Raw genomic sequence first — 23,611 nt, 5'->3', positions numbered from 1 at the left:
CGCCACCCGCCGCCGGCCGGATCAGGCCAGCCGGGCCAGTACCGGACGCAACGCCGCGGCCACGTCGGGCGCGGTCACCGGTCCGCCGCGCGCCGCCTCCCGGCCGGCCAGCCCGTGCAGGTACGCCGCCGCAGCCGCCGCCCGTTCCGGCGCGAGCCCGGCGGCGAGCAGCGAGCCGAGCAACCCGGCCAGCACGTCGCCGGTGCCACCGGTGGCGAGCACCGGGGTGCCGGTCGGGTTCACGTACGCGCGGCCGTCGGGCGTGCCGACGACCGTCCGGTCGCCCTTGAGCAGCACCACAGCGTTCATCCAGGCGGCCAGCCGCAGCGCGGCGGCGACCCGGTCCTCCCCCGGCATCTCGCCGCAGAGCCGGGCGTACTCCCGGTCGTGCGGCGTCACCACGATCGGCGCGTCCCGGCCGCGCAGCCGGTCGGCCAGCTTGCCGTCGACGAGCAGCGTCAGGGCGTCCGCGTCGAGTACCACCGGCACCGGCGCGGCGAGCACCGCGCGCAGCTCGGCGGCGGACTCCTCGCCGGTGTCGAGCCCGGAGCCGCAGACCCACGCCTGCACCCGCCCCGCGTCGGCGACCCGGCCGGTGGCGATCACCGACGGGTGCTGGTGCAGCACCTCGTCCTTGGCGCTTCCGGCGTAGCGGACCAGGCCGGTGGGACCGGCGAGCGCCCCGGCGACCGAGAGCACGGCGGCCCCCGGGTACGTGGCCGAGCCGGTGGCCACCCCGACCACGCCCCGGGCGTACTTCTCCGACGACGCGCCCAGCGCCGGCCACCAGTCGACCACGTCCGTCCGCTCGATCACCTGGAGCGCGGGCGTGCCGCGCAGCCACGGCGCCAGCCCGATGTCGACCAGTTCGACCTCGCCGGCCAGTTCGGCGGCCGGACCGACGACGAGTGCGGGCTTGAGCGCGCCGAAGGCGACAGTCACGTCGGCGCGCACCGCCCGGGGCCGCCCGGCGTCGGTGAGCGGGACGTGGCCGGTGTCGACGGCGACGCCGCTGGGCACGTCGACAGCGACCACGGTGGCGGGCGTGCCGTCGCGCCCGCGCTGCCCGGTCAGGCTCGTGGCCAGCTGCTCGGCCGTCTCCCGGAGCCCTCCGGTGCCGCCGATGCCCACAATGCCGTCGAGCACCAGGTCGACCACCGCGGGCGGCCGGTCGGCGACCCGCCCACCGGCGGCGCGCAGGGCGGCCAGGCTCTCGGCGTGCGCCCGGCCCGGCGTGAGCAGCAGCGCGGTCACCGCCGCGCCCCGGCGGGCCAGGTGCGCGGCCGCGAACAGGGCGTCGCCGCCGTTGTCGCCGGACCCGGCGAGCACCAGCACCCGGGCGCCGTAGACGCCGCCCCGGCCGGCGAGCAGCAACGCGCAGCGGCGGGCCAGCCCGGCGGCGGCCCGCTGCATGAGCGCACCGGCCGGAAGGGTGGCCACCAGGCCCGCTTCCGCCGCGCGGACGTCGGCGACCCGCCACACCTGTTTCATGCCACCCCACCCCGCTCGTCGCGCCGGCTCAGCATCCGCTTCGCGGCTCCCCCGATCACGGCCTCACCCTACCGGCGGTACACGCCCGGGACCGGCTCGCAGACAGTCCCTGTGGACAACCCGGCACGTTGTCCACAGGGGTCGGCGGCCGCCGTCGGGTACCGCCTAGCGTCCCGGTTCCGGGGCCGACCGGTGGCGCCGGGCGAGGGAGGGCACATGGTGGAGAGACCGTTCGACGTCGACCCGGAGCTGCTGCGATCGGTGGCGCGCGAGCTGGCCGACGACGCGTACCGGCTGGCCTGCGGGCCGGGCGCGGCACCGGAGTCGTTGCTGGTGGCGGCGCCGGACGGCTGGCGGTCCGCGGTGGCGCTGGCCGACCTGGAGTCGGCCGTGCGGCGCTGGTCCGGCGCGCTCGGTGCCCGGGTGGCCGACACCGCGCAGGCGTTGCGCCACGGGGCGGACGGCTACGAGGCGGTGGACGAACGCGCCGCCCGCCGCCTCACCGGGGTACTCCGGTGAGCAGCGGTGCCCCCGGGCAGCCCGTGCCAAGCCCCGGAGGGCCCGGCGGGCGGTCCGGCGGCGGCCCCGCGGACGTGCCGGTCGGCTACGCGCAGCTCTGGCGGGCCGATCCGGGCGCCTGGCCGGCCGCCGGTACGGCGTGGCGGGGCCTCGCCGGGCCGGTACGGCAGCGCGCCGACGCGCTGACCGCCCGGATCGGCGGGCTCCGGCCCGGGTGGTCGGGCGCGGCCTCGACTGCCGCCCGGCGGCGCATCGAGGACCTGCGCACCGGCCTCACCGACGTGCTGCCCGCGCTGGTCGAGGTCGACCAGGTGCTCGCCGAGTTCGGCGCCCGGCTGGGCACGGCGAAGGCCCGGCTCGGTGCCGAGGTGGCCCGCGCCGAGTCCGGTGGCCTGCTCGTCGACCGCACCGGCGCGGTCCGGCCCGACCCGGCGCGGCCGGTGGCGCAGACCGGACCGGCGGTGGTCCAGGCGCACGCCGCGATCCAGGGCGCGCTGACGCTCGCCGGTGCCGCCGACCGGGAGGCGGCCGGCCGGCTGGCGGAGCTGACCACCGCTGCGGTACGCGGCTGGGTGAGCGTCCCGCCCGCGTGGCGGCCCGGGCCCGGCGCCGGACCGGCCGAGGTGAGCCGCTGGTGGGCCGGACTGAACGCGGCCGAACGGCGCTGGCTGGTGGGACGGGAACCGGGCCGGATCGGACGCCTCGACGGGCTTCCGGCCGCCGCCCGGGACCAGGCGAACCGGCTGCTGCTCGGCGACCGGCGGGAGCAGTTGCTCGCGCGGCGGCTCGCGCTGCTGCACCCGCTTCCGGCCGGGCCGCTGGAGGCGTCCCGGCGGGTCCGGCTCGCCGCCGTCGAGGCGGCGTTGCGCGGGCTGGACGGGCTCGGCGATCGGCTGGCCGCGGGCGGGGCGCCCCGGGCGTACCTGCTGGGGCTGGACCCGGCCGGCGACGGCCGCGCGGTGGTGGCGCTCGGCAACCCGGACCGCGCCGCCTCGGTGCTCACCTACGTCCCGGGCATGACCTCAGATCTCGCCGACGCGCCGGCCGAGCTGGGCCGGGCGGCACGGGTGTGGCAGCGGTGCGCGGCGCTCGGGCCGGGTGAGGAGACGGCGGCGGTGCTCTGGCTGGACTACGACGCGCCCGACTTCCTCACCGAGGCGGCCGGCACCCGGCAGGCCGCGGACGCGGGCCCGGCACTGCACCGGTTCCAGGACGGGCTGCGGGCCGCGCACGAGGGCCCACCGGCCCGGCAGACCGTGCTCGGGCACAGCTACGGCTCGCTCGTGGTCGGCACCGCCGCGCGCGACCACGGGCTGGGCGCCGATGCGCTGGTCTTCGTCGGCTCGCCAGGGGTGGGCGTGGACCACGCCGCCGACCTGCGCATGCCCGCCGGTCAGGTCTGGTCGTCGACCGCGCCGGACGACGTGATCCGGCTGGCCCGGCCGCCGGACGAGCTGGCCCGCCGCGCCCTGCTCGCGGGTACGCCGCTCGGTCCGGCGCTCGCCGTGCTCGACCCGCACGGCGAGCGGCTCTGGTTCGGCGCCGACCCGAGCGCGCCGGGCTTCGGCGGGAGGCGCTTCCCGAGCGCTCCGCACGGCCACACCGGCTACTGGGATCCCGGCAACCCGGCGCTGGACGGCATGGCGCGGATCGTGCTGGGCCGATGACCCGCCACCCGTGGCCTTCCGGCGGCCGGCCACGCCCGTCCGGCGGTCGCCCGCGAGGCGGGCCGGAGACGACGCGGTCCCTCCGCCCGGTGGACGGGCGGAGGGAGCGTGGACGGGATCCGCTACTCGACGGTGACCGACTTGGCCAGGTTCCGGGGCTGGTCGACGTCGTGTCCGCGGGCGGCGGCGATCTCCGCGGCCAGCACCTGCAACGGCACTGTGGTCACCAGCGGCGCCAGCAGCGTCGGCGTACGCGGCACGTAGATCAGATGGTCGGCGTAGCGGACCACCGCCTGGTCGCCCTCCTCGGCGATCACGATGGTGCGGGCGCCGCGGGCGCGGACCTCCTGGATGTTGGAGACGACCTTGTCGTGCAGCATGCCCCGGCCCACCGGGGAGGGCACGATGCAGATCACCGGGGTGCCCTGGTCGATCAGCGAGATCGGGCCGTGCTTCAGCTCGCCGGCGGCGAAGCCCTCGGCGTGCATGTACGCCAGCTCCTTGAGCTTCAGCGCACCCTCCAGCGCCACCGGGTAGCCCACGTGCCGGCCGATGAACAGCACCGTCGGCTCGGACTTCAGCTCGCGGCCCAGCTCACGGACCGGCTCGATCCGGTCCAGCAGCTCCCGCAGCTTGCCCGGCATCTCCTGGAGCTGGGCCACCACCGCGCCCACCTCGTCGGCGAACTTGATGCCGCGCACCTGGGCCAGGTGCAGGCCGATCAGGTAGCAGGCGACGACCTGGGTGAGGAACGCCTTGGTGGAGGCGACAGCGATCTCCGGGCCGCCGTGGGTGTAGAGCACCGCGTCGGACTCACGCGGGATGGTCGAGCCGTTGGTGTTGCAGATCGCCAGCACGCGGGCCTTCTGCTCCTTGGCGTGGCGCAGCGCCATCAGCGTGTCCATGGTCTCGCCGGACTGCGAGATCACCACGATCAGCGTGGACCGGTCCAGGACCGGGTCGCGGTAGCGGAACTCACTGGCCAGCTCCACCTCGCAGGGGATGCGGGTCCAGTGTTCGATGGCGTACTTGGCGACCAGGCCGGCGTGGTACGAGGTGCCGCAGGCGACGATGAAGATCTTGTCGACGTCGCGCAGGTCCTGCTCGCTGAGGCGGACCTCGTCGAGGGCGATCTCGCCGGTCTCGGTGAGCCGGCCCAGCAGCGTGTCGGCGATGGCCTGCGGCTGCTCCTCGATCTCCTTGAGCATGAACCAGTCGTAGCCGCCCTTCTCGGCGGCCGACGAGTCCCAGTCGATGTGGAAGTCGGTGCCGCTCGCCGGCTGACCGTGGAAGTCGGTGATGTCGATGCTGTCCGGGGTGATCAGGACGATCTGGTCCTGCCCCAGCTCGACCGCGTCCCGGGTGTGCTCGATGAACGCGGCGACGTCGCTGGCCAGGTAGTTCTCGCCGTCGCCCCGGCCGACCACCAACGGCGAGTTGCGCCGGGCGCCGACCACCGCGCCGGGGATGCCGGCGTCGACGGCGAGCAGCGTGAACGCGCCCTCCAGGCGGGCGCAGACCACGCGCATGGCGGCGGCGAGGAGCTGCGGGCTGTCGGTCTCACCGGCCGAGCGCAGGTCGGCCAGCGCGCGCGCGATCAGATGCGCCGCGCACTCGGTGTCGGTGTCGCTGGCGAACTCGACGCCCTCGTCCTCCAGTTCGGCGCGCAGCTTCGCGAAGTTCTCGATGATGCCGTTGTGGATCACCGCGACGCGGCCGTCCGGGGAGAGGTGCGGGTGGGCGTTGCGGTCGGTCGGGCCGCCGTGCGTGGCCCACCGGGTGTGGCCGATGCCGGTGGTGCCGTCGCCGATGCCGATCGGGCTGGCGGCGCAGTCGTCGGGGTTGTCGGCCGCCCGCTCGGAGAGGACCTTCTCCAGGTTCGCGAGCTTGCCGGCCTTCTTCTCGGTCAGCAGCTCGTCCTCGCAGACCACGGCGACACCGGCCGAGTCGTAGCCGCGGTATTCGAGACGCCGCAGTCCGTCAAGCACGATGCCGAGTGCCGGGCGCGCACCGGCGTAACCCACGATTCCACACATGGTCCGCAGCCTAGCCGAGTTTCGCTCATCGCGTGTGCTCGGAAAGCCGGTTAACGATCACTGAATTTGAGCGAACCGAGCACGTACGTCGTTCCGCCCGTCCGGACCGGTTCGGGACGCGGCACGCGGACCGCCGGCCGGGACCGCGCAGCCGACCACCACCGCCTACATTGAGGCCGGGTGCCGTCCCCCCCGGGCCCACCGTTCCGCGGTCGTCCGCGCCGTACCCCTGTGAGCTGACCTGATGTCCGAGACGACCCCCGCCCCCGAACCGGCCGCCGGACCGAGCGACCCGACCGCCGCGCCGGCCACGCCGCAGCCCTCGTCCTGGACGCCGCCGGACCCGCTGGCCGCACCGCAGCCGTGGACGCCTCCCGCGCCCTGGTCGCCGCCCCCGGCTCCGAGCCCGTGGGCGGCGGCCGGCCCGGTGAGCGCGTCTGGAGCCGACCCGGCCGCGTCCCCGAGCGGCACCGGCCGGGCGGTGGGCGAACCGGGCTGGGCGGCTCCGGCCGACCCGGTCGCCATGCCGCGCCCGGCCGTCCCACCGGTTCCCGGCGATCCCCAGGCGTCCGGGCTCCCAGGCGCGGCCGGGCGGCCGTCCCAGCCCGGCGCCCCGGGCCACCCGGCACCGCCCGGCTGGGGGCCGGGCGCCTACCCGCCCGGCCCCTACCAGGCCGGGTCGTACCCGCCCGGCCCGCACCCGTCCGGGCCCTACCCGCCGCCGTACGCGTATCCGGGCATGCCGCCACAGCGCGGCGGCAACGGCTGGGTGGCCGGCCTGGTGATCGGCATCGTCACCGTGCTGGCGCTCATCGTCTGCGGCTGCGTCGGGCTGTCCTTCCTCGGCCGGGCCATGGACGGCGGGAGCGCTTCCGGCGAGCGGTACGACGACCCGTTCTACGGCGAACCCGACGGATGGGCCGACGAGCCCACCCCTCCCCCGGCCACGCCGGCCACGACCCCCTCGGGCGGCCCGGGCCGGTTCACCGTCCTGTACGAGGTGACCGGCTCCGAGGGCGAGGCTGAGGTGCAGTTCTACGACGCGAACGGCGACTTCCACCTGCTCGACTCCGTCGACTCGCCCTGGCGGCTCAGATTCACCACAAGCGACCGTGAGCGGGTCCAGATCGTCACAAGCGCCGGACGCGCCGGCCAAGTGACCTGCCGGATAACCATCGACGGCAAGGTCGTCGCCCAGAACTCGGGAAGATGGGGTGTGGCCTGCTTCGGCTGGTGAGCGGTCGGCGGCGGGCCGTAGGCTGGCCGCCGTGACGACGACCGATCCCCTGGTGGCCCGGATGCGGCCGTTCGGCACCACCGTCTTCGCCGAGATGTCCGCGCTCGCAGTGCGCACCGGAGCGGTCAACCTCGGGCAGGGCTTCCCGGACACCGACGGCCCGCCGGAGATGCTCGCCGCCGCCGCCGAGGCGCTGCGTACCGGCCACAACCAGTACCCGCCCGGTCCGGGGATCCCCGCGCTGCGCGCCGCCGTCGCCGACCACCAGCGCCGGTTCTGGGGGCTGGAGTACGACCCGGACGGCGAGATCGTGGTGACCGCCGGGGCGACCGAGGCGGTCGCGGCGAGCATCCTCGCACTCTGCGAGCCGGGTGACGAGGTGATCTGCTTCGAGCCGTACTACGACTCGTACGCCGCCTCGGTCGCGCTCGCCGGTGCGGTCCGCCGTCCGGTGACGCTGCGGCCCGGCCCCGACGGCCGGTACGCGTTCGACCCGGACGAGCTGCGCGCCGCGTTCGGGCCACGTACCCGGCTGGTGCTGCTGAACTCGCCGCACAACCCGACCGGCAAGGTCTTCACCGCCGACGAGCTGACGACGGTGGCCGAGCTGTGCCGGACACACGACGTGTACGCGGTCACCGACGAGGTCTACGAGCATCTGGTGTTCACCGACGCCGCCGCGACGCACGTACCGCTGGCCACGCTGCCCGGCATGCGGGAGCGGACGCTGCGCATCTCGTCGGCCGGGAAGACGTTCTCCTGCACCGGCTGGAAGGTCGGCTGGGTGAGCGGTCCGGCACCGCTGGTGGCGGCGGTGCTGCGGGTGAAACAGTTCCTGACGTTCGTCAACGCCGGGCCGCTGCAACCGGCGGTGGCGGTGGCGCTCGGGCTGCCGGACGCGTACTTCACCGGCTTCCGGGACGACATGCAACGCCGCCGGGACCAGCTCGCCGCCGGCCTGGCCGACGCCGGCTTCGGCGTGCTCGCGCCGGAGGGCACCTACTTCGTCACCGCCGACGTCACGCCGCTGGGTGGCCGGGACGGGGTGGAGTTCTGCCGGGCGCTGCCGGAGCGCTGCGGTGTGGTGGCGGTGCCCACGCAGGTGTTCTACGACGACGTGGAGGCCGGCCGCCGGCTGGTCCGGTTCGCGTTCTGCAAGCGATCCGAGGTGCTGGCCGAAGCGGTGACCCGGCTGCGCCGGCTCCAGGAGAAGGGATGAGCGACGGGCAGGTCACGCGGCTGCGCCGGTTCGCCGCCCAGCGCGGCTGCGACACGATGCTCTCCGGCGTACGCCCGGCCTCCGTCCGGGAGCAGCTCGCCGCACTCGATCAGGTGGCCGGCGGGCCGCCGGACCAGGCGGCCGGTCCGGTCAGGCGGCCGGGCTGGCGGTGCGGACCTGCTCGGCGATGCGCTCGGCGACCTCGCGCGCGGTGGTCTCGGTGGCCGCCTCGACCATGACCCGCACCAGCGGCTCGGTGCCGGAGGGCCGCAGCAGCACCCGGCCGGTCTCGCCCAGTTCCGCCTCGGCGCGCTCGACCTCGGCGCGGACGGCGGGTGCGGCGGCGCCGACGGTACGGTCCCCGACCGGCACGTTGATCAGCACCTGGGGCAGCTTGGTGACCACGGCGGCCAGCTCGGCCAGCGAGGTGCCGGTGGCGGCCATCCGCGCCATCAGGTGCAGGCCGGTCAGCACGCCGTCGCCGGTGGTGGCGTAGGCGGGCAGCACGATGTGTCCGCTCTGCTCTCCGCCGAGCGCCAGACCGGAGGCGCGCAGTTCCTCCAGCACGTACCGGTCGCCGACCTTGGTCTCGACCAGCCGGATGCCGTGCTCGGACATGGCCAGCCGGAGACCGAGGTTGCTCATCACGGTGGCGACCAGGGTGTCCTGGGTCAGCTCGCCGGCGTCCCGCATGGCCAGCGCGAGGATCGCCATGACCTGGTCGCCGTCGACCTCGTCGCCGTCGGCGGTGACCGCGACACAGCGGTCGGCGTCGCCGTCGTGGGCGATGCCGAGGTGGGCGCCGTGCTCGACCACGGCGGCGCGCAGCGCGTCGATGTGGTTGGAGCCGCACTCGTCGTTGATGTTGAGCCCGTCCGGCTCGGCGTGGATGGCGACCATCTCGGCGCCTGCTTCCCGGTAAGCGACCGGGGCGACGTCGGCCGCCGCGCCGTTGGCGCAGTCGACGACGACCTTGATCCCGTCGAGGCGGTGCGGCACGGTGCCGACCAGGTGCTGGACGTAGTGGTCGGCGCCGTCGAGCAGGTCGTGCACCCGGCCCACGCCGGCGCCGATCGGGCGCTTCCAGGCGGTGGTGGCGTTGGCCTTCACCGCCTCCTCGATCCGCATCTCGATCTCGTCGGGCAGCTTGTGCCCGCCGGCGGCGAACAGCTTGATGCCGTTGTCAGGCATCGGGTTGTGCGAGGCGGAGAGCATCACGCCCAGGTCGGCCTTGGCCTCGGCGGTGAGGAACGCCACCGCCGGGGTGGGCAGCACGCCGACCCGGACCACGTTGGCGCCGGCGCTGGTGAGCCCGGCGACCACCGCCGCCTCCAGCATCTCGCCGCTGGCCCGGGTGTCCCGGCCGACCACCGCGAGCGGCGGATGGCTCTTGTCGGTCTCGGCCAGCGTGTGGGCCGCGGCCACCGCGACCGCCAGCGCCAACTCCGGGGTGAGATCCGCGTTCGCCCGCCCGCGTACGCCGTCCGTGCCGAACAACCGGCCCATACCCGCCAACCTCCGTGGAACTGCCGATAAGGAGAGAAACGCGGAACGGCCGGTCCGCCTCCCGGCGAGGGGAAGCGGACCGGCCGTCCGTCAGAAGTACAAGGCGCCTGTGGTGATCAGCGCTTCGAGTACTGGGGAGCCTTGCGGGCCTTCTTGAGGCCGTACTTCTTGCTCTCCTTGACCCGGGCGTCACGGGTCAGGAAGCCGGCCTTCTTCAGGGCCGGGCGGTCGTCGGGCTCGCTGACGATCAGCGCCCGGGCGATGGCGAGCCGCAGCGCGCCGGCCTGGCCGGTGGTGCCGCCGCCACGCAGGTTGGCGATCACGTCGAACGCCTCGGGCTTCTCGGCGGTGACCAGCGGGTCCTTGATGAGCTGCTGGTGCACCTTGCTCGGGAAGTAGGCCTCGAGGTCGCGGCCGTTGCAGGTGATCTTGCCGGTGCCCGGCACGATCCGGACCCGGACGATGGCTTCCTTGCGCCGACCCACGGTCTGGATCGGGCGGTCACCACGGGGCGCGCGCGCGACGGGCGCCGGCGCCTCGGTGGCCTCGGGGGCGACCTCGGTGGCGGTGATGTCGGTCATGCTGCTTCCTTCGCCCGCGCTCACTGCGCGATCTGCTTGATCTCGAACGGCACCGGCTGCTGCGCGGTGTGCGGGTGCTCGGCACCGGCGTAGACCTTCAGCTTCTTGAGAATCTGGCGGCCCAGCTTGTTGTGCGGGAGCATGCCCTTCACGGCCAGCTCGATGGCCCGCTCGGGCCGCTTGGTCAGCAGCTCGTCGTAGCCGACCCGCTTCAGGCCACCCGGGTAACCGGAGTGGCGGTAAGCGACCTTCGTCTGACGCTTGTTGCCGGTCAGCGCGACCTTGCCCGCGTTCACGATGACGACGAAGTCGCCCGTGTCGACGTGCGGCGCGAAAGTCGGCTTGTGCTTGCCACGCAGGAGCGTGGCGGCGTGGGTCGCCAGGCGGCCCAGCACGACATCAGAGGCGTCGATGACGTGCCACTGACGCTCGATCTCACCCGGCTTCGGGCTGTACGTACGCACAGGTCTACCTTGTCTCGTCGTCGGTCTGGGGTCGCGCGCCGAGGTGACCGGGAGTACCCAGCCGGACCAGCGCGCACGAACGACCAAGCGTACCTGATGCGGCACGCCTAAGAATGTCGTACAACAGCAGGCAACGATACCCGGCCGCCCGGCGGCAGGTCAAAACGGGGTCGCACCGCGCGTGGCCTGCGGGTTCGTCATGGCACAGGTCACACGTTGGTCAGCGTACGCGGCCCGGGGCGCAGGTAGACCACCCAGGTCACCAGGAAGCAGAGCGCGTACCAGCCGATGAAGGCCAGGTAGGCGGCGTCGGCGGTGCCGGAGGTCAGGAACGACTGCCGGAACGCCACGTTCACCAGCACGCCGCCGGAGGCGCCGACCGCCCCGGCGATGCCGATCACCGCCCCGGACAGCCGCCGGGCCCGCCGCTGCGCCGCCTCCGGATCGCCGGTCAGCTCGCCCTCCGCGACGGCCCGGGCCCGGAAGATCGCCGGGATCATCTTGTACGTCGAGCCGTTGCCGATGCCGGAGAAGACGAACAGCGCCATGAACCCGGCGAGGTAGAGCGGGAACGACCGGTCCCGGGCGGCGTACAGCACCAGCCCGGCTCCGGCGGCCATCGCCACGAAGTTCCAGAACGTGACCCGGGCGCCGCCCAGCCGGTCGGCGAGCTGGCCGCCCACGGGCCGGATCAGCGACCCGATCAGCGGGCCGAGGAAGGTCAGCCAGGCGGCGTCGACGGGCGTCGGGAACCGCTCGTGGAACTGGAGCTGGAGCACCTGGCCGAAGGCGAACCCGAAGCCGATGAACGAGCCGAACGTGCCCACGTAGAGCAGCGACATCACCCAGGTGTGCGGGTCGCGGGCGGCCGCGCGCAGCGCGCCGGGCTCGTTGCGCGCCCCCGGCACGTTGTCCAGCCACCGGGCCGCGGCCAACGCGGCCAGCACGATCAGCGGCAGGTAGACCGCCGGCACCAACCGGGGGTACGCGGCGCCGGCGGTCGCCAGCACCGCCAGCCCCACGAGTTGCACGGCCGGTACGCCCAGGTTGCCGCCGCCGGCGTTGAGCCCGAGTGCCCGGCCCTTGAGCCGCTCCGGGAAGAACAGGTTGATGTTCGCCATCGACGAGGCGAAGTTGCCGCCGCCGACGCCGGACAGGCAGGCCAGCACCATCAGCGTGGCGTACGACACCCCGGGTTCGATCAGCACTGCCATCGGCACCGCCGGCACGAGCAGCAGCAGGGCGCTCACGATGGTCCAGTTCCGGCCGCCGAACCGGGCCACGGCCAGCGTGTACGGCAGCCGCAGCACCGCGCCCAGCGCGGCCGGCACGGCGGTGAGCAGGAACTTCCCGGCCGGGTCGATGCCGTACTCGGGGCCCAGGAACAGCACCGTCACCGACCAGAGGCTCCACACGGAGAAGCCGACATGTTCGGCGAAGATCGAGACGTACAGGTTGCGCCGGGCCACCCGGGCGCCGCCGGCCGCCCAGAACGCCGGGTCCTCCGGCCGCCATTCGGTGAGCCGGCCGGCGGTGGGGGCCGGCGGCGTGGTCGGTGCGGAAGCGAGCGTGCTCACTGACGGACTCCTCCTCGTCGATGACGAGGGCGACGCTCTCAGCCGGTGGTTTCCCCGGCGTGCCCCGCGCGCGTCGGCCCGGCAACGGAGATCGCACGTCCGCCGGACGGCGCCGGTGAGGTGCTCACAGCTCCTGGAGGATCCGCAGCGCCCGGCCGACCCGCTGCATGGTCTCGGTGTCGGCCACGTCCACGCACTCGGTGAACCATTTCTTCATCGGTGCGGAGATCCGGTCGGGCATCACCACGTACGGGCCCATCGGCACGGCGAGCGGCGAGTCGCGCAGCAGCGTCTCCTCGACCACCTCGGCCACGATCACGATGGGCACCGCCGTGGCGTTGTAGACGTCGGAGCTGATCACCAGGCCGAGCCGTTCCCGGGCGCCGGAGATGCGCCAGACCTCACCCCTACGCAGCACGCGGACGCCCGCCGAACAGGGCGTCGTCGACGAGCGCGGCCTCCTGGGCGTCGGCCACGGCGGCGGTTTCCAGGTCCAGGCCGGCGCGGCCGACCGCGTCGGCGTGCGCGGTGAAGACCTCCCGCAGCGCCTTCTCCCGGGCGGCCTGGTCCATCCAGGCGGAGAGGGAGAGCCCTTCCCGCTTGGCGAACCGGCGCGCCTCCTCGATCGTCTCGTCGGAGAACGACAACGTCACCTTGGCGGTCATGCCGGGAAGACTACCCATCGGTGTGACCGCCAGTCATCCTCGTCCCCGCCGATCGGGGATTGGGACACCACCAGGTGAAACAACCGAAGCTGGTTGCGGATATTGCACTTGGAAGGGACCATGGGATGAGTCCGGACGGTCAGGACGCGAGCCGCATCTGCCACAGGGAGCCGCCATGAGCCTCAGCACCGGCATGGCCGCCTCGGTCATGCCCACCGATGGAGCGGAGCGCCAGAAGGCAGCCGCCATGGAGGAGTTCCTCGTGCGGCACCCCCTTGACGCAGGCGAGGGGGTAGCCCGCCTCGTCTCGGCGGACGGCGAAGAGGTCGAGGTTCCCGCCCAGATGTTCGACGTCCTCCATCAGATCTCGGCGATGCTCGCCCGCGGCGACGGCGTCGCGATCAGCGCCGTCTCCCGCGAACTGACGACGACCGAGGCGGCGAAGCTGCTGGGCATGTCCCGCCCCACACTCGTGCGCCTTCTGGAGAGCGGGGCGATCGCGTCCCACCGCGTCGGGAGCCACCGGCGCCTCTTCCTCCGCGACGTCCTCGCATTCCGGCAACGGCAGATGGAGGAGCGACGGAAGTCGTACGAGGCCCTGATGTGGGAGTCCGACGCGCTGGGCTTCACCGACGACGTGTAGTTCCCGGACCGGCCACGGGGCGCTGGGTAGGGTGTCCACTGTGATCCCCAGCGCCGCCCTGGTGTTCCTGGACGCGAACGTTCTCTATTCCAGGACCCTTCGCGACTGGATCAGCCTTCTCGCGCTCGAAGGCGACTGCGCCGTCTTCGATCTGCGGTACAGCGAGGACGTCCTGGCGGAATGGATGTACCGCCTGCGCCGCAAGCGGCCCGAGCATTCCGAGCAGGCGATCGGCGGGCAGCGGCGACGCTTCGTCCAGGCGTTCCCGTACGGCCTCGTCACCGGCTATTCGCCGAACGACGTGCCGTGCCCGCCGGACCCGGACGACCGGCACGTGCTGGCCGCCGCCGTCCACGGGCGCGCCGACATCCTGGTGACCGACGACCGGCGCGCCTTTGCGCCGGAATGCGTACGGGAATCACTGTCGGTCTTGACCGCCGACGAGTTCCTCAACTGGGTGGCCGACCATTCGACGCCGCTGGTCCTGCAGACGATGGCGCGGCAGATCGACTACTACCGGCGCAGCCTGGTCGCCGAGGACAAGAACCTGGTCGAACTGATCGCCCACCTACGGAAGGCCGGCGCACCCCGTTTCGCCGAGCGGCTCGAGAATCATCTCGCCGGTCCCCCCGGCCGCTGACCGCCGAAGACCGCGAAGCGCCATTCCTTGAAGAAGCAGTCCACGTCCACCAGGCCCGCCTCGGCCAGCCAGCGACACTGCTCGGCCACCGGGGCCGGCCGGTCGTGCCGCATCCGCTCCCGCGCGGCGGCGATCTCCTCGGCGTCGGAACCCAGCTCGGTGATCCGGGCCGTCCACACCTCGTCGTAGCGGCGGTCCAGCGCGGGGGTCGGCCCGGCGACCTGCTCGGCGTTGACGAACACCCCGCCGGGGACGAGCGCGTCGGCCGCCCGCCGGTACAGCGCCCGCTTGCCGGAGTCGTCGAGGTGGTGGACGGCCAGCGCGGAGACCACCGCGTCGTACCGGCCGGCGGGCAGCGGGCCGGCCAGGTCGGCGTGGACGGTGCGGTGCGGCACGCCCCGGGCGTCCAGGTGCCCGGCGGCCACCGCGAGCATGCCGGGAGCGCCGTCCACGAGCGTCAGGCGGACCCCGGGGACGGCCGCGGCCAGCAGCAGGGACAGCAGGCCGGTGCCCGCGCCGAGGTCCAGCACCTCGGGGGTACGCCCGGCGGCGAGCGCGGCGCGCAGCGGGGGTGCGGCCACCTCGACGGCGGTGCCGTAGAAGGCGTCGAAGCAGGGCACCAGGCGGCGCCGGGCCTGGTCGTAGCTGCCGGCCACCGCGTCGAACGCGTCCACCACGCTCATCATTGCTCCCGTTATTTGAGACAAGCTTCCCGCATTGTAAACCCCGCGGAGGACGACGTCACCCACGTGCGGTGTGAAGCGGTCGTGACAGGACCGAAACAGAGCAGACCCGGACCGGAAACCGCCCGACGGCACGCTTTTCCGACATGACAGACGGTGCACGCACGGCGACGCGCTCGGGGTCACGCCCCGTCGAGGCCGCCACGCACTGCCCGTACTGCGCGTTGCAGTGCGGCATGGTGCTGCGCGCCACCGGTGACGGTGTCGAGGTCGCCGCACGCGACTTCCCCACCAACCGGGGCGGGCTGTGCCAGAAGGGCTGGACCGCCGCCGACCTGCTCGACCACCCGGAGCGGCTCACCACCCCGCTCCTGCGCGACCGACCCGGCGGCGAGCTGCGGCCGGCGGCCTGGGACGAGGCGCTGGACCGCGTCGCCGCCGGGGTCCGGGACGTGCAGCACCGCCACGGGCCGGACGCGGTCGCGGTCTTCGGCGGCGGTGGGCTCACCAACGAGAAGGCGTACGCGCTCGGCCGCTTCGCCCGGGTGACGCTGCGCACCCGGCACATCGACTACAACGGGCGCTGGTGCATGTCCTCGGCCGCCGCGGCCGGGAACCGGGCGTTCGGAATCGACCGTGGACTGCCGTTCCCGCTCGCCGACCTCGGCCGCGCGGACACGCTGCTGCTGGTGGGCGCGAACCCGGCCGAGACCATGCCGCCGCTGATGCGGCACGTCGCCGACCTGCGGGAACGCGGCGGCCGGCTGATCGTGGTCGATCCGCGCGCCACCGCCACCGCCCGCCAGGCAGACCTGCACCTGCAACCCCTGCCCGGCACCGACCTCGCGGTGGCGAACGCGCTGCTGCACATCGCGCTCACCGAGGGCTGGCTGGACCGGACGTACGTCGCGGAGCGGACCACCGGCTTCGACGAGGTCCGGCGGACGGTGGCCGGCTACTGGCCGGCGGAGGTCGAACGGCTCTCCGGCGTACCGGTGGCCGACCTGTACGCGACCGCCCGCGCACTGGCCACAGTGGACCGGGCGGTCGTCCTCACCGCCCGGGGCGCCGAGCAGCACGCCAAGGGCGTCGACACCGTCACCGCCTTCATCAACCTGGCACTCGCCCTGGGCCTGCCCGGCCGTCCCGGCTCCGGCTACGGCTGCCTGACCGGGCAGGGGAACGGACAGGGCGGCCGGGAACACGGGCAGAAGGCCGACCAGCTCCCCGGATACCGGCGCATCGACGACCCGGCGGCCCGCGCGCACGTGGCCGGGGTGTGGGGCGTCGACCCGGACTCGCTACCCGGGCCGGGCGTTCCGGCGTACCAGCTCCTCGACGCCCTCGGCACGCCGTCCGGCGCGCAAGCGCTGCTGGTGTTCGGTTCCAACCCGGTCGTTTCCGCGCCCCGCGCGGCGCGGGTCGAGTCCCGGCTGCGCGCCCTGGACCTGCTCGTGGTGGCGGACCTCGTCCGCTCCGAGACGGCCGAGCTGGCCGACGTGGTGCTGCCGGTCGCCCAGTGGGCCGAGGAGGACGGCACGATGACCAATCTGGAGGGCCGGGTGCTGCGCCGCCGGGCACTGCGCGAACCACCCGCCGGCGTCCGTACCGAGCTGGAGATCCTCGCCGCGCTCGCCGGACGGCTGACCGGCGGGCCGCCGCTGCCGACCGATCCGCGCGAGGTGTTCGCGGAGCTGGGCCGGGCCTCGGCCGGCGGGCCGGCCGACTACGCCGGGATCACCTGGGACCGGATCGACGCCGACACCGGCGTGTTCTGGCCCTGCCCGGACCGGGACGGCCCGGACACCCCCCGGCTGTTCGCCGACCGCTTCCCCACCCCGGACGGCCGGGCCCGGTTCCATCCGGTGACCCACCGGCCGGCCGCCGAGCCGGTGTGCGCCGACTACCCGCTGCACTTCACCACCGGCCGGGTGCTCGCGCAGTACCAGTCCGGCGCGCAGACCCGGCGGGTGGCCGCGTTGCGCCGGGCCGCACCCGGCGGCTTCGTCGAGCTGCACCCGGACCTGGCGGCCCGGATCGGCGTGACCGAAGGGACACCGGTACGGGTGGTCTCCCGCCGGGGTGAACTGCGCGCGCCGGCCCGGCTCAGCACGGCGATCCGGCCGGACACCGTCTTCGCGCCGTTCCACTGGCCCGGCGCGCAACGCGCCAACTCGGTCACCAACGACGCCCTCGACCCGGTCTCCGGGATGCCCGAGTTCAAGATCTGCGCGGTCCGGGTGGAGGCGGCATGAGCGAGCGCATCGTCGTCGTCGGCTACGGCATGGCCGGCGCCCGGCTCGCCGCCGAGCTGCACGCGCGCGGCGGGAACCATTCGGTCACAGTGCTCGGGGCGGAGCCGCACCGCGCGTACAACCGGATCATGCTCTCCACGCTGCTCGCCGGGCGCATCGGCGAGCCGGACGTGGAACTGGTCGAAGCAATCGGGCCGGGCGTCGGGGTCCGCACCGGCGCGGCGGTCACCGCCGTGGACCGGGCCACCCGCGAGGTTGTCACCGACGACGGCGAGCGGCACGGGTACGACCACCTGGTGCTCGCCACCGGCAGCCGGGCCGTGGTGCCGCCGCTGCCGGGCCTCGCCCCGCTGCCCGAGCGGGTCGTCCCGTTCCGCACGCTCGGCGACTGCCGCCGGATCCTCGCCGCCGCCGAGGGCGCGCGACGCGTGATCGTGCTCGGCGGCGGGCTGCTGGGTCTGGAGGCGGCCCGCGGGCTGGCCGCCCGGGGTCTCGACGTGACTGTGGTCCACCCGGTCGGCCACCTGATGGAACGGCAGCTCGACCCGCCCGCCGGCGCGGTCCTCGCGGGCACGCTCGCCGGCCTGGGCGTCCGGTCCCGGCTCGGGGTGCCGGCGACCGCCGTGACCGCCGACGCCGACGGCGTCCGCCTGCACCTGGGCGACGCCGAACCGCTCGACGCCGACCTGCTGGTGCTCTGCTGCGGGGTACGCCCCGACACCGCGCTCGCCGCGGCGGCCGGGCTCGCCGTCGAGCGGGGTGTGGTGGTGGACGACCGGATGCGGACGAGCGACCGGCGGATCTCCGCGATCGGCGACTGCGCGCAGCACGACGGCACGCTGACCGGGCTGGTCGCGCCCGCCTGGGCACAGGCCCGGGTGGTGGCCGACGTGCTGACCGGCGCGGACCCGCTGGCCCGCTACCGGCCCCGGCCGGCGGTGACCCGGCTCAAGGCGGCCGGCATCGACCTGGCCGCGATGGGCGACGTGGCCGGCACGGGCGACCCGGACGGACCGGTCGAGGAGCTGACCTTCGCCGACCCGGCCCGGGGCACCTACGCCCGGCTGCGCATCCGGGACGAGCGACTGACCGGCGCGATCCTGCTCGGCGACAACCCGGCGGTCGGCACCGTGGTGCAGCTTTTCGACAGGGGCGCGCCGGTGCCGGCGGACCGGCGTTCGCTGCTGCTCGGCCGGGCGTTCGGCGAGATGCCGGCCGGACCGGCCGCGTCACCGGCGCTGATGCCGGACGCCGCGACCGTGTGCCGGTGCAACGACGTGAGCAAGGGCGCACTGGTGGCGTGCTGGCGGGCGGGCGCCCGGACGGCGGCGGCGCTGTCCGCGGCGACCCGGGCCGCCACCGGCTGCGGCAGCTGCCGGGACGCGGTGGCGGGCATCGCCGGCTGGCTCGCCGAGGCGGATCCGTCCACAACCGACGAGGTACGCGAGACGGTGGAGGTGGCGTCATGACCGAGCGGATCAGCAGACTGGTCGTCGTCGGGAACGGGATGGTGGGGCAGCGCTTCGTCGAGGCGCTGCGGGCCCGGGACACCGACGGGCGGTGGCGGGTCACGGTCCTCGCCGAGGAGCGGCGCCCGGCGTACGACCGGGTGCGGCTCTCGGCCGTGTTCGACGGGGTGGACGCCGGTGAGCTGAACCTGCACACCCCCGACGCGGGAGTGGACCTGCGCCTGGGCGAACCGGCCACCGGCGTCGACCGGGCCCGGCGGGTGGTGACCACGGCGGCCGGCGAGTACCCGTACGACGCGCTGGTGCTGGCCACCGGCTCGTACGCGTTCGTGCCGCCGGTCGACGGCACCGATCTGCCAGGCGTCTTCGTCTACCGGACGCTGGACGACCTGTCCGCGATCCGGGAGCACGCCCGGGGCCGCCGTACCGGCGCGGTGATCGGTGGCGGGCTGCTCGGGCTGGAGGCGGCGAACGCGCTGCGGCTGCTCGGACTCGCCACGAGCGTTGTCGAGTTCGCGCCCCGGCTGATGCCGGTCCAGGTGGACGAGGCGGGTGGCGCGATGCTCCGGCGGTACGTCGAGGAGCTGGGCGTCACGCCGTACCTCGGGGTGGCCACCACGGCGCTGCGCACCGGGCCGGACGGCACTGTGGCCGCACTCGACCTGGCCGACGGCCGGACCGTCGACGCGGAGCTGGTGGTGGTGGCCGCCGGGATCCGTCCACGCGACGAACTGGCCCGGGTGGCGGGGCTGCCGCTGGGCCCGCGCGGCGGCGTGCTGGTGGACGCGTCCTGCCGGACCGCCGACGAACGGATCTGGGCGGTCGGCGAGTGCGCGGCGGTGGACGGGGTCTGCCACGGTCTGGTCGCCCCCGGGTACGCCACCGCCGAGGTGGTCGCGGACCGGCTGCTCGGCGGCGCGGCGACGTTCCCCGGCGCGGACACCGCCACGAAACTCAAGCTGCTCGGCGTGGACGTGGCCTCGTTCGGTGACGCGCACGGCGTCACCCCCGGCTGCCTCGACGTGACGTACACCGATCCGGCCACCCGCTCGTACGCGAAGCTGGTCCTCTCCGACGACGCGCGGACGCTGCTCGGCGGCGTGCTGGTCGGGGACGCGAGCGCGTACCCGACGTTGCGGGCCAGTGTCGGCGGGCCGCTACCCGCTCCCCCGCTGGCGTTGCTGGCGCCGGCCGGCGGCGCGGGCGCGGGTGCGGGCGCGTTGCCCGCCACCGCGCAGGTCTGCTCCTGCAACGCGGTGACCCGGGCCGACCTGGACGCGGCGATCGCCGGTGGGGCGACCGACGTGCCGGCGCTGAAGGCGTGCACCCGCGCCGGTACGAGCTGCGGCTCCTGCGTCCCGATGCTGAAGCAGCTGCTGGACGCCGCCGGGGTACGCCAGTCGACGGCGCTGTGCGAGCACTTCGACCACAGCCGGCAGGAGCTGTTCGACCTGATCCGGGTGCGGGGCATCAGTACGTTCTCCCGGCTCGTCGCCGAGCACGGGCGCGGCAGCGGGTGCGACATCTGCAAGCCGGTGGTGGCCTCGATCCTGGCCTCGCTCGGCACCGGGCACGTGCTCGACGGCGAGCAGGCGTCGCTCCAGGACACGAACGACCACTTCCTGGCCAACCTGCAGCGCGACGGCAGCTACTCGGTGGTGCCGCGGATTCCCGGTGGCGAGATCACCCCGGAGAAGCTGATCGCGATCGGTGAGGTGGCGCGCGACTTCCGGCTCTACACCAAGATCACCGGAGGGCAGCGGATCGACCTGTTCGGCGCGCGGGTCGACCAGTTGCCGCAGATCTGGCGCCGGCTGGTCGACGCGGGTTTCGAGTCGGGCCACGCGTACGGCAAGGCGCTGCGCACTGTGAAGTCCTGCGTGGGCGACACCTGGTGCCGCTACGGCGTGCAGGACTCGGTCGGGCTCGCGGTCGCCCTGGAGCTGCGCTACCGGGGCCTGCGTGCGCCGCACAAGCTCAAGTCGGCGGTCTCCGGCTGCGCCCGGGAGTGCGCCGAGGCCCGGAGCAAGGACTTCGGCGTCATCGCCACCGAGACCGGCTGGAACCTGTACGTCGGCGGCAACGGCGGTTTCCGGCCCCGGCACGCCGACCTGTTCGCCACTGATTTATCCACAGAAGCACTGATTCGACTAATCGATAGATTTTTAATGTATTACATCCGCACCGCCGACCGGTTGCAGCGCACCGCCGCCTGGATCGAGGCCATGGACGGCGGCCTGGACCACCTCCGGTCGGTGCTCGTGGACGACTCGCTCGGGCTCTGCGCCGACCTCGACGCGGCGATGGCCCGGCACGTCACGGGCTACTCCGACGAGTGGCGCGACGTGCTGGAGGACCCGGACCGGCTGCGCCGCTTCACCTCCTTCGTCAACGCGCCCGACGTGCCCGACCCGTCCATCACGTTCACCCAGGAGCGGGGTCAGCCGGTGCCGGTCCGGGGCACGCCCCCGGACGGCGGGCACCGTCGCCAGCCCGTCGTGCTGGGCCTACCGGAGGTACGCCGATGAGCCCCGTCGTCACGCTGGACTGGACCCCGGTCTGCCCGCTGGACCGGCTCGACCCCGACCGGGGCGTGGCCGCGCTCGTCCAGGACGTCCAGGTTGCGGTCTTCCGGACCACCGACGGCCTGTACGCGGTGGACAACCTCGACCCGGTCGGCGGCGCGTACGTCATGTCCCGGGGCCTGGTCGGCAGCCGGGGCGGGGTGCCCACGCTCGCCTCGCCGCTGCACAAGCAGGTCTACGACCTCACCACCGGGCGGTGCCTGGACCTGCCGGGCGTGACGCTGCGCCGGCACCCGGTGCGCTGCCGGGACGGCCTGGTCGAGGTGCGGCTACGGCAGGAGGAATGATGCGGGACGAGCTGGCCGGCTTCACCATCGGCGTCACCGCCGACCGGCGGCGCGACGAACTGGCCGCGCTGCTCCAGCGGCGCGGCGCGCGGGTGGTGCTCGCCCCGGCGCTGCGGATCGTCCCGCTGGCCGACGACACCGACCTGCGTGAGGCCACCCGGGCCTGCCTGGAACACCCGCCGGACGTGCTGATGGCCAACACCGGCATCGGCATGCGCGGCTGGCTGGAGGCGGCCGAGGGCTGGGGGCTGGCCGAGCCGCTGCGCGGCACGCTCGACCGCGCGTACGTGGTGTCCCGTGGTCCGAAGGCGACCGGCGCGATCCGTGCCGCCGGGCTGCGCGAGCACTGGTCCCCGGAGTCGGAGAGCTGCGACGAGGTGGTCGAGCACCTGGTCCGGCGCGGGGTGGCCGGCCAGGTGGTGGCGATGCAGCTACACGGTGAACGGCAGCCCGAGTGCGCCGACGCGCTGGTGGCGGCCGGCGCCACGGTGATCGAGGTGCCGGTGTACCGGTGGGCGCCACCGGCCGACCCGGCGCCGCTGCACCGGCTGATCGACCTGGTGGCCGGGCGTCTCGTCGACGCCGTCACGTTCACCTCGGCCCCGGCGGCCGAGGCACTGCTGCGGGCGGCCGGGGACCGTACCGAGACGGTGCTGGAGGCGCTGCGCGGCGACGTGCTGGCCGGGTGCGTCGGCACCGTCACCGCCGAACCACTGGTGCGGCGCGGGGTGCCGGTGAGCGCGCCGAGCCGGGCCCGGCTGGGCGCCCTGGTCCGCACCATCGTCGAGGAACTGCCCCGGCGCACGGTCTCGGTGAAGGCGGCCGGGCACGTGCTGACGCTGCGCGGGCACGCCGCGGTGGTGGACGGGGAGCTGCGTCAGCTGGCGCCGGCGCCGATGGCGGTGCTGCGGGCGCTGGCCGCGTCGCCGGGTAAGGTGCTCTCCCGCACCGCGCTGCTGCGGACGTTGCCGCGCGGCGCCGACGAGCACGCGGTGGAGATGGCTGTCGCCCGCCTGCGGGCCGGGCTGAACGCCCCCCGTGTGGTGCACACAGTGGTCAAGCGGGGCTACCGCCTGCGGGTCGACTGACCCGCAGGCGGTCAGCCCACCGAGGCCGGGTAGCCGTGCTCGGCCTGGAGGCGGAGCATCGCGTGCTCGACCACCGTGACGAGCACCTGCTTGACCGAGTCCCGCTGGCGGGCGTCGCACATGACCATCGGCACGTCCGGGGAGATCGCGAGCGCCTCCCGGACCTCCTCCAGCTCGTAGTGCGGCGCGTCGCCGAAGCGGTTCAACGCCACGACGTACGGCAGCTTGCGGTTCTCGAAGTAGTCCAGCGGCGCGAACGCGTCGGTGATCCGGCGGGTGTCCACGAGCACCGCCGCGCCCACCGCGCCCCGGATGATCTCGTCCCACATGAACCAGAAGCGGGTCTGGCCCGGCGTCCCGAACAGATAGAGGATCAGGTCCTCGGCCATCGTGATACGGCCGAAGTCCATGGCGACCGTGGTGGTCTCCTTGCCCGGCACCTTCGACGCGTCGTCGATGCCCACGCCAGCCGCGGTCATCAGCGCCTCGGTGGTCAGCGGCTGGATCTCGGAGATCGCCCCGACGAGCGTGGTCTTGCCCACGCCGAAGCCACCCGCGATCACGATCTTCGCGGAGATGATCTCCCGGCCGCGGCTCGCCCCGTCGGGGTCATAGTTCGCGAAGTCCACTTAGCACCCTTCCAAGCAGGTTCATCCGCGCCGCGAAACCCGTCGCGGGAGCGGCAGTATGTAGCGTCAGCAGGCCCTCGGCCACCATGTCGGCGACCAGCACCCGGGTGACGCCCAGCGGCATCCGGGTGTAAGCGGCGATTTCCGCAAGCGACTGCGCCCGGCCCTCACAGACCGAGGAGATGCGGTACTTGTCGTGCCCGGCGAAACGCGCCTCGGCCGACTGCGTCGGCGTGCTCGACAGCACCGCTTCGAGCGCGATGTTCTGCAACGGCTCGGTGCGGCCCCGGGTGACCGCGTACGGACGCACCAGCGCGCCACGTGGATCACGTCGCGGGTCCATCTCGCGATCACCTCCCCTCGTTCGGAG

The 23,611-nt window shown here is 74.2% G+C and carries 22 protein-coding genes; 11 read left to right on the top strand and 11 right to left on the bottom strand.

What is annotated here, in order from left to right; genetic code table 11:
* Positions 1-21: 21 nt before the first annotated feature.
* The gene (locus C569_RS0104505; protein WP_018784608.1) at positions 22-1,491 is read right to left on the bottom strand and encodes a bifunctional ADP-dependent NAD(P)H-hydrate dehydratase/NAD(P)H-hydrate epimerase; all 1,470 of its coding nucleotides are present in this window, start codon (positions 1,489-1,491) and stop codon (positions 22-24) included.
* 216 nt (positions 1,492-1,707) lie between these two features.
* Here C569_RS0104505 and C569_RS0104500 point away from each other — a divergent pair, with 216 nt between their 5' ends.
* Together C569_RS0104500 and C569_RS0104495 are read left to right on the top strand one after the other, a co-directional pair.
* Positions 1,708-2,010 carry a type VII secretion target gene (locus C569_RS0104500; RefSeq protein ID WP_018784607.1) on the top strand — a complete coding sequence of 101 codons (303 nt, stop codon included), beginning with the start codon at positions 1,708-1,710 and terminating at the stop codon, positions 2,008-2,010.
* Positions 2,011-2,033: 23 nt separating this feature from the next.
* Positions 2,034-3,677, top strand: coding sequence for an alpha/beta hydrolase (locus C569_RS0104495; RefSeq protein WP_051090449.1), 1,644 nt, complete (start codon positions 2,034-2,036; stop codon positions 3,675-3,677).
* 122 nt (positions 3,678-3,799) lie between these two features.
* Here the strand turns inward: C569_RS0104495 and glmS are convergent, their stop codons facing one another.
* Entirely contained in the window at positions 3,800-5,713 is a 1,914-nt protein-coding gene (gene glmS, locus C569_RS0104490) for a glutamine--fructose-6-phosphate transaminase (isomerizing) (protein WP_026267690.1), read from the bottom strand.
* Positions 5,714-5,957: 244 nt separating this feature from the next.
* Here glmS and C569_RS34840 point away from each other — a divergent pair, with 244 nt between their 5' ends.
* Positions 5,958-6,950, top strand: a complete 993-nt coding sequence (locus C569_RS34840; RefSeq protein ID WP_026267689.1) for an MmpS family transport accessory protein — start codon at positions 5,958-5,960, stop codon at positions 6,948-6,950.
* Positions 6,951-6,981: 31 nt separating this feature from the next.
* On the top strand, positions 6,982-8,169 hold the full coding sequence (locus C569_RS0104480) for a pyridoxal phosphate-dependent aminotransferase (RefSeq protein WP_018784604.1): 1,188 nt from the start codon (positions 6,982-6,984) through the stop codon (positions 8,167-8,169).
* Positions 8,170-8,319: 150 nt separating this feature from the next.
* Here C569_RS0104480 and glmM read toward each other — a convergent pair whose 3' ends face one another.
* The 6 genes from glmM to C569_RS0104450 all read right to left on the bottom strand — a co-directional run bounded on the left by glmM (position 8,320) and on the right by C569_RS0104450 (position 12,962).
* Entirely contained in the window at positions 8,320-9,675 is a 1,356-nt protein-coding gene (gene glmM / locus C569_RS0104475) for a phosphoglucosamine mutase (RefSeq protein WP_018784603.1), read from the bottom strand.
* Between the two features lie 116 nt (positions 9,676-9,791).
* Positions 9,792-10,256: a 30S ribosomal protein S9 gene (gene rpsI, locus C569_RS0104470; RefSeq protein WP_018784602.1), complete on the bottom strand. Its 465-nt coding sequence runs from the start codon at positions 10,254-10,256 to the stop codon at positions 9,792-9,794.
* 20 nt (positions 10,257-10,276) lie between these two features.
* Positions 10,277-10,720: a 50S ribosomal protein L13 gene (gene rplM, locus C569_RS0104465; protein ID WP_018784601.1), complete on the bottom strand. Its 444-nt coding sequence runs from the start codon at positions 10,718-10,720 to the stop codon at positions 10,277-10,279.
* Positions 10,721-10,929: 209 nt separating this feature from the next.
* The gene (locus C569_RS0104460) at positions 10,930-12,297 is read right to left on the bottom strand and encodes an MFS transporter (RefSeq protein ID WP_018784600.1); all 1,368 of its coding nucleotides are present in this window, start codon (positions 12,295-12,297) and stop codon (positions 10,930-10,932) included.
* A gap of 124 nt (positions 12,298-12,421) precedes the next feature.
* Entirely contained in the window at positions 12,422-12,715 is a 294-nt protein-coding gene (locus tag C569_RS0104455) for a type II toxin-antitoxin system PemK/MazF family toxin (RefSeq protein ID WP_018784599.1), read from the bottom strand.
* Complete coding sequence (locus C569_RS0104450; RefSeq protein ID WP_018784598.1) at positions 12,705-12,962, bottom strand: DUF6364 family protein; 258 nt, start codon at positions 12,960-12,962, stop codon at positions 12,705-12,707. Before C569_RS0104450 ends, C569_RS0104455 begins: the two co-directional genes overlap by 11 nt.
* Before the next feature lie 175 nt (positions 12,963-13,137).
* Here C569_RS0104450 and C569_RS0104445 point away from each other — a divergent pair, with 175 nt between their 5' ends.
* The gene (locus C569_RS0104445) at positions 13,138-13,605 is read left to right on the top strand and encodes a helix-turn-helix domain-containing protein (protein WP_018784597.1); all 468 of its coding nucleotides are present in this window, start codon (positions 13,138-13,140) and stop codon (positions 13,603-13,605) included.
* A gap of 40 nt (positions 13,606-13,645) precedes the next feature.
* The gene (locus C569_RS29820) at positions 13,646-14,245 is read left to right on the top strand and encodes a PIN domain-containing protein (RefSeq protein WP_018784596.1); all 600 of its coding nucleotides are present in this window, start codon (positions 13,646-13,648) and stop codon (positions 14,243-14,245) included.
* Here C569_RS29820 and C569_RS0104435 read toward each other — a convergent pair.
* Entirely contained in the window at positions 14,218-14,928 is a 711-nt protein-coding gene (locus C569_RS0104435) for a class I SAM-dependent methyltransferase (protein WP_026267688.1), read from the bottom strand. The genes C569_RS29820 and C569_RS0104435 overlap by 28 nt on opposite strands.
* A 146-nt stretch (positions 14,929-15,074) precedes the next feature.
* On the opposite strand from C569_RS0104435, the gene C569_RS0104430 reads away from it, so the two are divergent.
* From C569_RS0104430 to C569_RS0104410, 5 genes are read left to right on the top strand one after another with little or no spacing between them, the layout of a single operon-like run.
* Entirely contained in the window at positions 15,075-17,183 is a 2,109-nt protein-coding gene (locus C569_RS0104430) for a molybdopterin oxidoreductase family protein (RefSeq protein WP_051090447.1), read from the top strand.
* Entirely contained in the window at positions 17,180-18,652 is a 1,473-nt protein-coding gene (locus C569_RS0104425) for an FAD-dependent oxidoreductase (protein WP_018784593.1), read from the top strand. The genes C569_RS0104430 and C569_RS0104425 overlap by 4 nt, the downstream gene beginning before the upstream one ends.
* Positions 18,649-21,180 (top strand): nitrite reductase large subunit NirB, encoded by a 2,532-nt coding sequence (nirB, locus tag C569_RS0104420; protein WP_018784592.1) that lies wholly within the window; start codon positions 18,649-18,651, stop codon positions 21,178-21,180. Before C569_RS0104425 ends, nirB begins: the two co-directional genes overlap by 4 nt.
* The gene (gene nirD, locus C569_RS0104415; RefSeq protein ID WP_018784591.1) at positions 21,177-21,524 is read left to right on the top strand and encodes a nitrite reductase small subunit NirD; all 348 of its coding nucleotides are present in this window, start codon (positions 21,177-21,179) and stop codon (positions 21,522-21,524) included. The genes nirB and nirD overlap by 4 nt, the downstream gene beginning before the upstream one ends.
* Positions 21,524-22,612, top strand: coding sequence for a uroporphyrinogen-III synthase (locus C569_RS0104410; protein WP_018784590.1), 1,089 nt, complete (start codon positions 21,524-21,526; stop codon positions 22,610-22,612). Before nirD ends, C569_RS0104410 begins: the two co-directional genes overlap by 1 nt.
* Positions 22,613-22,623: 11 nt before the next feature.
* Here C569_RS0104410 and C569_RS0104405 read toward each other — a convergent pair whose 3' ends face one another.
* Positions 22,624-23,241: an ATP/GTP-binding protein gene (locus tag C569_RS0104405; RefSeq protein WP_018784589.1), complete on the bottom strand. Its 618-nt coding sequence runs from the start codon at positions 23,239-23,241 to the stop codon at positions 22,624-22,626.
* Entirely contained in the window at positions 23,222-23,584 is a 363-nt protein-coding gene (locus C569_RS0104400) for a DUF742 domain-containing protein (protein ID WP_013288587.1), read from the bottom strand. Before C569_RS0104400 ends, C569_RS0104405 begins: the two co-directional genes overlap by 20 nt.
* Positions 23,585-23,611 lie beyond the last annotated feature (27 nt).

Source organism: Micromonospora sp. CNB394, from assembly GCF_000374985.1.
GTDB lineage: Bacteria > Actinomycetota > Actinomycetes > Mycobacteriales > Micromonosporaceae > Micromonospora > Micromonospora marina.
This window is presented reverse-complemented; position numbering and strand designations above follow the sequence as displayed.